This window comes from Chryseobacterium contaminans (assembly GCF_001684955.1).
In the GTDB taxonomy this organism is placed as follows: Bacteria; Bacteroidota; Bacteroidia; order Flavobacteriales; family Weeksellaceae; genus Chryseobacterium; species Chryseobacterium contaminans.
The window spans coordinates 1-11,662 of sequence record NZ_MAYF01000021.1; the positions used below are offsets into that span (position 1 = coordinate 1).

Here is an 11,662-nt window from a genome sequence, read left to right on the forward strand (position 1 = left end):
TTCCTCCTAAAGATCCCTGATTGTTCAGGTTCAGCTGCCTTCCTGTTTTTCCATCGGCATTCGGAGAATAACCTGCTCCGATTCTTCCGGTTGTTCCCAACGAAAATTTCTTGTTGGTGATGATAATCTGGGCATTAATTTCCCTGCTGATGAACATAAGTAAAATGCACCAGATCCAGTCAATCTTTATTTTCATAGGAGTTATTTAAAAGTTTTAGGCTTATAGAATTTTAATGCAAACAATAAAATGACTGCGTAACACAGAATAGGAAGGAGATAAGCATGGGCGATATCTTTCTCTGCAATTCTGCCCATTATGGGAGGAAAAACAGCCCCACCAAACATTGCCATAACAAGGAATGATGATGCTTGCTGCACTTTTGATCCTAATCTTTTAAGGCCAAGACTAAAAATAGTAGGATACATTACGCTCAGGAATAGATTGAGTAAAATAAGACTGATGAATGATGCCCATCCGAAACTCTGGGAAATAATCAGGCAAAGAACAATATTACATGCTGTAAATATAGCCAGTAACTTGTTGGGAGCAATGAATCTCATCAGGAAAGTCCCTATAAATCTTCCGATCATCATCATGGCCATACTCAAAGAAAAGTAATAAGAGGCCTGTATTTCGGGAAGGTGCATTTTTTCTACCCCATAATTTATAAAATAGGCCCATGTTCCGCCTTGTGCGGCAATATTAAAAAACTGTGCAATGACAGCAAATATAAAATGTCTTTGTTTGTAGAGTGGAGCATTGGGATCAGAAACAGATGCGTCCTCACCACTTTCATTTTCTGAAATCAGAATATCGTCAGCATGAGGGTCTTTGAGATCCGGTACTCTGATAAAACTAAAAATGATAGTAATTGCGAGAATAACAATACCAATCCATGTATAAAGGTTTTTTACAGAATCCAGAGAGCCTGATCCTGAATCTGGAGTTCCGAAAATAAAATATCCGCCCAAAAGTGGTCCGATAATAGCTCCTAAACCATTAAATGACTGAGCAAAATTTACTCTTTGATCACTTGTTCTTTCATCACCTAAAGCCGCTACAAAAGGGTGTGCTACGGTTTCAAGCGTTGCCATTCCCATAGCCAGAACAAAAAGAGCAAGCCTGAAAAAATCAAATGAAGAGGTATTGGCTGCCGGGATAAACAAAAAAGATCCCAGCGCAAACAATGAAAGGCCTAGTATGACACCTGGTTTATATCCAAATTTTTTCATAAAAAGACCTGCGGGAATCCCCATAAGTGCATAGGCACCGAAGATGGAAAGCTGAACCAGCCCTGATTTGGATTTCGAAATGTGAAGAACATTCTGGAAATGTTTATTCAGTACATCTCCCATTGTAAGAGCGATAGCCCAAAAAAAGAATAGAGAGGTAACAAAAGACAGAACAATATAATATTTCTTATCTGTAAATTTTGGAGTAGTCATAGTATTTATTTTAAGAAGTTTTACAGGAATTTTTTTCTCTGAAGGTTTTGAATTCTTCATAAGTATAATCCGGACAAGCTCCGGATTTTGAAGTAATAAAAGCTCCTAATGATGTTGCTTGTTTCATAATCTCTTCTGGAGATCTGCCCTGAATCCTTTTAGACAGAAACCCTGCAAGAAATGAATCTCCGCTTCCTACCGTATCTGATATCTCAATATGAACTGCCGGAAAATTATAAGAAATATCACCTACAAAGTACCTTGCCCCTTTGCTTCCTTTGGTAAGAACAATTTCATTCAAATTGAAATAGGTCTGGAGATGCCTGATACTTATATCTTCATCTATATAATCTTCACCAAGATATCCAAGAATGGTTCTAAGCTCTGCCTTATTCATCTTAACAAGGTCAGCTTTATGTAGTAATTTTTTAATGAATTCAAAATCAACAAACGGAGGACGGAAATTGACATCGAAAACCCTGAATTTTGAATATTCCAAAAGTTCCAGCAGGGTATTCTGGGATACTTCCCCTCTTGTCACCAGGCTTCCAAAAACAAATGCCTCTGAATTCTGAATCAGTTCCTTATGTTCTGGCAGTGATTGGATATAGTCCCATGCAACTTCCTGTACAATATCATATATAGCTTCACCATGTTCGTCAAAATCAGCAAGTACAGTTCCTGTAGGCTTTTCCTTGTCTATCTGTATAAAATTTGTAGTTATTCCCCAGTCTTGAATTTGGTTAAGAAGGCGGTTTCCTAATTCATCGCTTCCTATGCGGCTAAGCATTTTTGTATCAATTCCCATTTTGAAAAGATTGTAGGCTACATTAAAAGGAGCGCCACCTGCTCTGGACCCGGTAGGGAAAATATCCCACAGCACTTCTCCAAAGCATACTGCATAATTAGAATTAATTGTATTCATATTAGGTTAAACGTTTAAGTTTATATTTAAAAAAAATGTTTTATGTAAAATTGATTATTTTAAAGACGCTTTGGCAACCAGCTTTGCAGATAATGTTACTCTCTTTGCTGTTGCTGTATAAGTATTGATCTGTCCGTCCAGCAACTTAATAGCTTCTTCAGCCATTTCCTCGATAGGCTGCTGGATGTAAGTGATCTCTGTCGGGAAAAGATCATAGGCATCAGTTTCATCAAATGCTACTACAGATACCTGTTCCGGAACTTTGATATTATTTTTAACAATATAGGAAAGTCCTGCAACTGCAAGTTTATTACTGGAGAAATAAAGGGCCGTATTTTCCGGCTCTTTCCCAATCATATTTTCAAGCTCTAAATGTACTTCCTGCGCTATATTTTCTAATCCTACCAAAAGATATTGTACTTCAACCGGTTGATTTGAAGATTTTATGGCCTTTTCAAAACCGTACTGGCGGTCCAGCAGATGGGGAAGTTCAGTTTTATATCCAATATATATTATTTTATGGAAATTCTTTTTAATCAGTAAGTTAGTTGTGCTTTCAGCAATTTCCTGATTATTGATTGTTATTCCTGCGATATTTACTTCTTTAAGATATCTGTCAATGGTAACAATAGGGTATTTACTATTGATCAGGTTTTCAAGTGTGTTTTCTGATCCTGCTACCGGAGCAACGATCATTCCGTCTACTTGTTGCTGTGAAAAGAGTTCTGTAAGCTTTTTAAATTTTTCTGCATTTTCATCAGAACTGCCAATGATCAGAGTATAGCCTAATTTTAAAGCCTTATCTTCCAGATGCCTTGCCATGTGTGAGTAGAACTCATTCGAAATATCTGCAACAATAAGCCCAAGCAGCTTTGTTGTGTTGGTTTTAAGACTTTTTGCTATTTTATTGGGAGTGTAGTTAATCGTTTCAGCAATTTCAAAAATTTTTTTCCTTGTCTCTTCACTGATGCGCTGACCTTCCTTTTTGTTAAGAACATATGATACTGTGGCAACGGAAACTCCTGCCAGGGTAGCTATATCTTTGATAGAAGGTCTTTTCATTTTGAATATTTATAACGCAAAAATATTTCGTAAAATAGTAAAAAACAATAGCAGGATTTTTTTGGTGGTTTAAGAAAATAGTGTAATTTCGCAGAATTTTTAATTTATGCGTAAGTATTTGTGTTTCAAATTTTTATGTTTTATTGAGTGTTTTCATGTTAACTAATTGTTACATTACTTTATAATGGTTATTAAATTTGGTTAAACGTTTATCCAATAAATTTTTAAATTTTCTATATTTATAAGATTTTTATTATTTAAAAATTTTATACGACGGTGCTATTACTTATAACATTACTAGTTCCGGAGATGGAAACGCAAATCTAAAGGGAATATATTGTGACTGTTATGTCTTTGTCTAAGCAAAAGTATCATTAGAATTTTTATCATTATAAAGCGGTTTTACTTCGCTTTCTTATTAAAAATATTTTTTTGTGAAAATGTTTTCTAGTTTCATTCAATATATTTAGTTTTGTTACTAAACTATTTATTTAATGAACAATATATCTGATGATTTGGTCCTCCGCTTTAGGACAGCAAGCAGAAAGTATTCTGATACTTCAGTACTGATGCATGAAGCCATTGCAAGGAAGGCAGGTTTAACAGGAACTGATCATAAATATCTGGGATTAATTCTGCAGCATGAGAAATTGACTGCCGGTGAAGTTTCAAAACTTACCGGATTAACAAAAGGAGCCGTAACAGGTCTTTTAGACCGACTGGAATCTAAAGGATTGGTTCATAGAAAATTGACCAAGGATGATAGAAGAAAAGTAATTATCATTCCTGATCTTACCAACAGTATGAAACTTTTGCAGCCGTTATTTCAAGAGCTACAGGAAAAAACAGCTCCTGTTATAAATAGCTTTTCTGAAGAGGAAATAAGTGTTATTGAGCGTTATTTCCAAATGGCAACAAATGTTATGAAAGATTTTACGGAGGATTTGAATAAAACTTAAAAAACAATAATCATGGAAAATATAACCGTAAATTATCTGCACAGGGCGGAAATATGGCTTTGCTTAGCCACTGTCATTTATTTTTTCATTAACGGGGCTCAGATTTTTGAAACACTGGTTTTGGTCCCCAAATGGACTGTCTCACCACCTAAGAGTTTAAAAATTTTATCTGATGGGCATGGAATGAGCTTAAAAACATTTTGGATCCTATTTCATTCTATCCATGAAATTGTCTTCATCATGGCCATTATTTTCTGCTGGAAAATAGATCCTGTCAGAAATTGGCTTATTCTATTGTTTGTTATCCACTTGCTGGTACGGATCTGGACCTTATCATACTTTGCCCCTAATATTATAGATTTCCAGAAAATGGCAGATCAGCAGTTTGTTACAGAGGCTGTTGCCGCCAGGATTTCAAGATGGCAATTGCTGAATTATGTTAGAGTGGCTGTTTTTATTGCTGTGTCAATAGGATTTATCCCTCTTTGTATTAAATTGTTTTCAATACGTATTTAAATACTTATTTTCATACAGTACCACTGATATAACATATTCCGTTTATTTATATTCTATTTTTTTAGTTAGTTTATAAATTATATTCATTTTTTAGCCTGTCTTTTAGAGATAGGCTTTTCTGTTTAATATTCTATAAATCAAAGCTTTGTGATTTTTACTGTGTCTGTCTTGTTTGTTTCCGTGTTTAAAATGAGCAATTTATAACCTAGCAAGAATAAAAATAAATTTAAATAAAAGTGTATTTATATTCTTTTATAAGTATATTTGTATACTAATTTTTTTGAGATGAATTTTGATCTTATAAAAACGGTTGTAGAACTCGTTCAGCAATTTATGGAACAGAATGAAAGTAAAGCAATGTATAGTAATGATATTCATGGCTTTACTGAATGGATTAAAGCTTCTTGTAAAAATTCTCCGGAACCGGAAGAACCCTATTGGATTGGTAAGGAGTCAGGAAGAAGTTCTGATAGTATCATTAATACTTTATTGATAAGAATAGGACGATATGCGAAAACATACTCCCGCTCAATTGGTAATTCCGTTTTTTCCAGCCAGGATGATTTTATTTATCTGATAAGCCTAAAAAATATGGGAGCTATGACAAAAATGGAATTGATAAGACACAACGTGCAAGAGAAAGCTTCTGGGATACTTATTATCAACCGCTTAATCCGTAATGGCTGGGTTGAACAGACGATCTCTGAAGAAGATAAAAGAACAAAACATATCCAGATAACAGAAAAAGGGCTCAGTGTATTGGAGGAGCATATGGAGGAAATCCGTAAAGCTTCAAGAGTGGTTGTAGGAAACCTTACCCATTCTGAACAAATGCTGCTCATCGCCATACTCTCTAAGCTGGATGAATTTCATGATTCTTTTTACCTGATGAATCTTGAAGCGAGGTATTTGTTGGATAATGTATATAAAAGCCTGAACTGATCGGTAATAAAAATACCTGTTGAAACTATTAAATGAATAACAATGAATACGGGAAACTTAAGAAAGAAAATTGCTGTAATAGGTTCTGGATTTTCCGGGCTTTCCGCTGCTGCATATGCTGCGAAATCAGGAAATGAAGTACACGTATTTGAAAAACATCATCAACCCGGTGGCCGCGCAAGGCAATTTAAAACAGAAGAAGGATATGTTTTTGATATGGGCCCCAGTTGGTACTGGATGCCTGATATTATTGAAGGTTTTTTCAATGATTTTGATTGCAAAGCATCCGATTTTTTTAATCTGGTTTCTTTAGATCCCCAGTTTGAAATGGTTTTTTCAAAAGAGAAGATTTCAGTTCCTGAGAAAAATGAAGACATCCGTGAGCTATTTGAAAAAATAGAACCCGGAGCGTCCGGAAAGTATGATCAGTTTATGCAGTCTGCTCAATTTAAATATGAAGTGGGAATGAAAGACTTTGTAACAAAACCTTGTTATAGCTGGCTTGAATTTGCTTCATTAAAAATAGCAGGAAGTGCCGTGAAGCTTGATCTTTTAAGCAATTTCAGAAAATATGTTTCAGGCTATTTTGATGACCCGAAACTCAGATCTCTGATGGAATTTCCGGTTATATTTCTTGGAGCTTCCCCGCAGCAGATCCCAGCTCTTTACAGCCTTATGAATTACGGTGGGTATGTATTGGGAACAAAATATCCTATGGGTGGATTTTATCAGCTTGTTCTGGCTATGAAAGAAGTAGCAGAGAAACAGGGGGTAACCTTTCATTTTAACCATAATGTGCAGAAAATCAATACGGAGAACGGAAAGGCTGTTTCAATAACAATAGAAGGCAAGGATTATGAATTTGATGCAGTAATAGCTTCATCAGATTATCATCATACGGAAACATTAGTACCGGAAGTCCTAAGAAACTATAATGACGCTTATTGGGAAACGAGAACTTTTGCTCCTTCCTGTCTTATTTATTACCTTGGGATCAGGGGGAAAATTCCTCATGTAAAGCATCATACTTTATTCTTCGAAAATGAGCTTGACAAGCATATAGACTGTATTTATAAAAATAAGGAATGGCCGTCTGAACCGCTTTTCTATTTATGCTGCCCGTCCAAAACAGATCCTGATGTAGCTCCTGAAAACTGTGAAAACCTTTTTTTACTGTTACCTCTTGCGCCGGGAATACATGATGAGGAACCTATAAGAGAAAGATATCTTATGGAAATGCTTGAAAGAGTTGAGAAGCATACCGGTGAAACCGATCTTATTTCCAGAATTGAATACAAAAGAAGTTATTGTGTAAGCGATTTTATTTCAGATTATAACGCCTATCAGGGTAATGCCTACGGACTATCCAATACATTATCACAGACGGCGGTCTTAAAACCTAAGATAAGAAACAGAAAGATTAGTAATCTTTTTTATACGGGGCAGTTAACCGTTCCGGGGCCTGGAGTTCCTCCCTCAGTAATTTCAGGGAAAATTGTAGCAGCTGAAGTCAGTAAACTAAAAATGAAATAATATGAAAAAATTGTTTGATGAATTGTCTTACGAAGTCAGTAAGTACACTACTCAAAAATACAGTACCAGCTTTTCATTGGGAATACTGGCATTGAAACCATCCATCAGACCAGCTGTTTATGCTGTTTATGGCTATGTACGCCTTGCGGATGAGATTGTAGACAGTTTTCACGGCTATGATAAAGAAAAACTTCTGAAGAGATTAAAGACAGAAACCTATGAAGCATTGAAAGATGGAATTTCACTCAATCCCATTTTGCATTCATTTCAGGAAACCGTTCGCCAGTATGATATCGATCTGCAACTGATCAATCAATTTTTGCACAGCATGGAAATGGACCTCTGTACAATTGATTACAACTCGGAGCTGTATAAAGAATATATCTATGGATCTGCAGAAGTGGTTGGTTTGATGTGCCTGCAGATATTTACAGAAGGCAATAAGCAGCAATATGAGAAACTTAAACCGTTTGCAATGAAGCTTGGGTCTGCTTTTCAGAAAGTCAATTTTCTACGGGATCTGAAAGATGATTATCAGATTCTGGGACGAACCTATTTTCCTTCTTTGAATATGTCTGTTTTTGACAATACGATAAAAGTCCAGATTGAAAAGGAAATTGAGGAAGAGTTTAAAGAAGCATTGCAGGGAATTAAAAAGCTGCCGGGATCTTCCATATTTGGAGTATATCTGGCATATCGGTACTATCTTTCTTTGTTTGAAAAAATAAAGAAAACAAGTTCTCAGAATATGATGCAGCAAAGAATCAGAATTGCCAATTCACAAAAGCTGCTGGTTGCATTCAAAAGCTATATACGCTACAAATCTGCTTATTTCTGACAGATAAATTATTACGAAGGTTAAATAATCAATAAAAAAATAAGTGATGTACAGATTATATAGAGAACAACAGCTGAATTGTACCATTGAAACAGCGTGGAAGTTTTTTTCATCCCCTCATAATTTATCAGAAATTACCCCTGAAAGCATGGGCTTTGTAGTGCTTTCTGATGTGAAGGATAAGCCTATTTTTAAAGGAATGGAAATAGATTACACCGTCTCTCCTTTGCTGGGAATCCCGATGAGATGGAAAACGATTATCAGCCAGGTAGAAGATTATAAAAGCTTTACAGACTTTCAGAAAGAAGGTCCATATAAATACTGGAATCATTTTCATGAATTTATTCCTAATGAGAATGGGGTACTCATGAAAGATACTGTAGATTATGAACTCCCGATGGGGATTTTAGGTAAAATAGCCCATCAGCTATTGGTAAAAGAAAAGCTCAAAAGTATTTTCGATTTCAGATCCAGGGTTTTGAATGACCTTTTTAATAATAAGCATAATTAAAATGAATGTTCTGATCGTTTTAGGGGTATTTATTTCCATGGAAGGAGCTACATGGCTTATCCACCGGTATATTATGCATGGTTTTCTGTGGAATTTGCACAGGGATCATCATGATCATAGCCATAACGGGAAGCTTGAAAGAAATGATCTGTTCTTTTTCATTTTTGCAAGCCCGGCCATCGCTTTATTATATCTGGGGGTAAAGCAGGATTTTAGTTATTGGTTTTTTATCGGTCTGGGAATAAGCATTTACGGGATGGCCTATTTCTTTGTTCATGATATTTTTATCCATCAGAGAGCAAAGATTTTTACCCAAACAAAGAACCCGTATTTTCTTGCGATAAGACGCGCTCACAAACAGCATCATAAGCATCTTGGGAAAGAAGATGGAGAGTGTTTCGGTTTTCTGTGGGTTCCTGTTAAATATTTTAAAATGTATTTCAATAAAAAATGATGTCTTATACTTACATACTGATTAACTTTTTCACTGTCATTATCTGCTTTTTGGCCTCTTTTGACGGAAGGATACAATTTAATAAGCTTTTCGGAAAGTTTCTGGTTTCATCTACCATTGTGGCCATTCCTTTTATTATCTGGGACATAGTATTCACTGCAAAAGGAGTGTGGTGGTTTGATCTCAATTATACTCTGGGATTTAAAATAGCAGGGCTTCCTATTGAAGAATGGCTGTTTTTTTACTGTATTCCTTTTGCCTGCGTTTTTACTTACTATTGCTTTGAAAAGTTTTTTACTCTGGGCTGGACTAATGCTTTTAATAATCTCATTGTATTTACATCTCTTATCGTTCTTGGTGTTGTAGGACTTCTTTATTATGAAAGAATATATACTTTGCTGACGGTAATTGTAACGATAATCACACTTTGCTATCTGCATTTTATCTCACAAAAAGAATGGATTGGAAAGGCCAGTTTTGTATATCTGGTTCTGATGCCAGGCTTTTTTGCAGTGAATGGAATCCTGACAGGATCTTTTATTCCTTCGCCTGTAGTTAATTATAATCCTGATGACTTTTTAGGGATCAGAATGGGAACGATTCCTGTTGAAGATGCTGTTTACGGTTACAGCCAGTTTTTACTCAATATTTATTTCTTTAAAAAAATAACCAAAAATGAAAAATAGAACCATACTTACATTGTTAATAAGCTTCGGGCTTTTAAATGGAGTGATCTCCTGTTCTTCTATGCCTGAAAAAGCACAGCCTGTCAGTCAGTTTGAGGTCAACCGGTATTTAGGGACATGGTATGAAATAGCAAGGTTCGATTATCGATTTGAAAAAGATCTTGATAATGCAATGGCACAATACAGTCTTAATCCCGATGGAAGCATAAAAGTAGTCAACAGCGGATATAATTTTAAAAAGAATAAATGGCTTTCTGTAAATGGCACTGCCAAATTCAGAGGAGACAAAAATATTGCAGCCCTGAAAGTGAGTTTTTTCGGTCCTTTTTATGCAGGATATAACGTGGTTGCGCTGGAAAATTATAAATATGCATTGGTTGCCGGTAAAAATTTAGACTATCTGTGGATTCTTTCCCGTGAGAAAACCATTCCGGAAAATATAAAGCAAAATTTTATCTCCAAAGCTCAGGAGATCGGGTATGATACATCAAAACTCATCTGGGTAAAACAGGATAAGAAAAGTCCGTTTGATCAATAAATTGTTAATTTAAATCAAAAAAATGCTCAAAATACAAGCACAATCAAAAATACCTACAGACTATGGGAAATTCACTGTATATGCATTTGCAGAAAGTGAAAAAGACTGGAGCCCTCATTTGGTTTGGGTGGCAGAAAATACAGATTTTGCCGGAACAGTAAATGTTCGTTTTCATTCGGAATGCATTACGGGAGAAGTTTTTCATTCCAAAAAATGTGAATGCGGAGAGCAGCTGGAGGCTGCAATGAAATATATGTCTGAAAATGGTGGCGTCATTGTCTATCTTCGACAGGAAGGTAGAAACATAGGAATTATTAATAAACTTAAAGCCTATGCACTTCAGGAAGAGGGATTTGATACAGTTGAGGCCAATCTTAAACTAGGACTTCCGGCAGACGGGAGGAACTTTGATGTAGCCGTTGAAATGCTGGAAATTCTCAAGATTAAAAAGATCAACCTGTTAACCAATAATCCTGATAAAGTTAAATCTATAGAGAAAAGTGGGATTATTCTCAATAGCAGAATCTCTTTGGAAATGGATTCCAATGAAGTGAATGAAAGCTATCTGGCTAAAAAAAAGAGTTATTTTGGTCACCTTTTGGAAAAAATATAAAGACCTTTTCACTGGAAAAATCAAGGCGTGAAATATTTTTTAATATTTTTTTAACACAATAATCATTTTTTAGGCATGAAGATTGTTTATTTATATACCAATTACTAAAATATTATATTATGAATAATTCAGATTACAACAAAGCGGAAAATGCAGTTAACGAAACGGAAAATTCTTTAAAAAATGCAGCTGATAATGCAAAATGGAAGATCAGTGAATTAGCAGATAAAGCAAAGGATTATATCAATGAAAAAAGAAATAATGATGAGGAGGCTAGCCAGGAAGACTGGTTGGAAAGAGTAAAATCAAACGTTTCAGATGCATGGGAAGATATTAAGGATAAGGCAGATGAAGCGTGGGAAAAGACCAAAGATGCTGCTGAAGATGTGAAAGCAGAATGGCGAAAGAAGACCAATTAAGTTAGTTTAACAAATGACCGGAGCTTTTAAAGTTCCGGTCATAATTTTATATATTATTTAGTTTATTTATACATCATTGTAATTGTTTGTATAAAACTTCTTATATCATTTTCTCACTACACTTATTTCCTCATCTGCTGTCTTATTCTGAGTTTTTTTTAATGTACAGGATAAACATTGGTTTATTAATATTCTTTTTAATTTATTTAATAGTATATTT

Annotated in this window: 14 protein-coding genes and 1 pseudogene; 11 read left to right on the forward strand and 4 right to left on the reverse strand. The window is 35.2% G+C overall.

Annotated elements, in window-relative coordinates:
• The 4 genes and pseudogenes from BBH99_RS02375 to BBH99_RS02390 all read right to left on the reverse strand — a co-directional run.
• Positions 1-196 (reverse strand): annotated as a pseudogene (locus BBH99_RS02375) (carbohydrate porin); the annotation flags it as partial.
• Between the two features lie 5 nt (positions 197-201).
• Positions 202-1,506, reverse strand: coding sequence for a sugar MFS transporter (locus tag BBH99_RS02380; RefSeq protein WP_228390726.1), 1,305 nt, complete (start codon positions 1,504-1,506; stop codon positions 202-204).
• Positions 1,457-2,371, reverse strand: a complete 915-nt coding sequence (locus tag BBH99_RS02385; RefSeq protein WP_066691439.1) for a carbohydrate kinase family protein — start codon at positions 2,369-2,371, stop codon at positions 1,457-1,459. Before BBH99_RS02385 ends, BBH99_RS02380 begins: the two co-directional genes overlap by 50 nt.
• Positions 2,372-2,425: 54 nt before the next feature.
• Positions 2,426-3,433 carry a LacI family DNA-binding transcriptional regulator gene (locus BBH99_RS02390; protein WP_066691442.1) on the reverse strand — a complete coding sequence of 336 codons (1,008 nt, stop codon included), beginning with the start codon at positions 3,431-3,433 and terminating at the stop codon, positions 2,426-2,428.
• A gap of 494 nt (positions 3,434-3,927) precedes the next feature.
• Between BBH99_RS02390 and BBH99_RS02395 the strand changes: the two genes are divergently transcribed.
• From BBH99_RS02395 to BBH99_RS02445, 11 genes are all read left to right on the forward strand, one after another.
• Entirely contained in the window at positions 3,928-4,392 is a 465-nt protein-coding gene (locus BBH99_RS02395; protein WP_066691445.1) for a MarR family winged helix-turn-helix transcriptional regulator, read from the forward strand.
• A gap of 12 nt (positions 4,393-4,404) precedes the next feature.
• Entirely contained in the window at positions 4,405-4,908 is a 504-nt protein-coding gene (locus BBH99_RS02400) for a transposase (RefSeq protein WP_066691447.1), read from the forward strand.
• Between the two features lie 285 nt (positions 4,909-5,193).
• Entirely contained in the window at positions 5,194-5,850 is a 657-nt protein-coding gene (locus tag BBH99_RS02405; protein WP_066691449.1) for a MarR family winged helix-turn-helix transcriptional regulator, read from the forward strand.
• A 42-nt stretch (positions 5,851-5,892) separates the two neighbouring features.
• Positions 5,893-7,383, forward strand: a complete 1,491-nt coding sequence (locus BBH99_RS02410; RefSeq protein ID WP_066691451.1) for a phytoene desaturase family protein — start codon at positions 5,893-5,895, stop codon at positions 7,381-7,383.
• A gap of 1 nt (position 7,384) precedes the next feature.
• On the forward strand, positions 7,385-8,221 hold the full coding sequence (locus BBH99_RS02415) for a phytoene/squalene synthase family protein (protein ID WP_066691453.1): 837 nt from the start codon (positions 7,385-7,387) through the stop codon (positions 8,219-8,221).
• A gap of 43 nt (positions 8,222-8,264) precedes the next feature.
• On the forward strand, positions 8,265-8,732 hold the full coding sequence (locus BBH99_RS02420; protein ID WP_066691465.1) for an SRPBCC family protein: 468 nt from the start codon (positions 8,265-8,267) through the stop codon (positions 8,730-8,732).
• 1 nt (position 8,733) lies between these two features.
• A complete protein-coding gene (locus tag BBH99_RS02425) occupies positions 8,734-9,186 on the forward strand; it encodes a sterol desaturase family protein (RefSeq protein ID WP_066691467.1) in 453 nt (150 codons plus the stop codon).
• Entirely contained in the window at positions 9,183-9,872 is a 690-nt protein-coding gene (locus BBH99_RS02430) for a lycopene cyclase domain-containing protein (protein WP_066691470.1), read from the forward strand. Before BBH99_RS02425 ends, BBH99_RS02430 begins: the two co-directional genes overlap by 4 nt.
• Positions 9,862-10,410: a lipocalin family protein gene (locus BBH99_RS02435; protein ID WP_066691472.1), complete on the forward strand. Its 549-nt coding sequence runs from the start codon at positions 9,862-9,864 to the stop codon at positions 10,408-10,410. Before BBH99_RS02430 ends, BBH99_RS02435 begins: the two co-directional genes overlap by 11 nt.
• 22 nt (positions 10,411-10,432) lie before the next feature.
• Positions 10,433-11,023: a GTP cyclohydrolase II gene (gene ribA, locus BBH99_RS02440; RefSeq protein ID WP_066691474.1), complete on the forward strand. Its 591-nt coding sequence runs from the start codon at positions 10,433-10,435 to the stop codon at positions 11,021-11,023.
• A gap of 119 nt (positions 11,024-11,142) precedes the next feature.
• Positions 11,143-11,442 carry a hypothetical protein gene (locus tag BBH99_RS02445; protein WP_073300507.1) on the forward strand — a complete coding sequence of 100 codons (300 nt, stop codon included), beginning with the start codon at positions 11,143-11,145 and terminating at the stop codon, positions 11,440-11,442.
• The last annotated feature ends 220 nt before the right edge of the window (positions 11,443-11,662 follow it).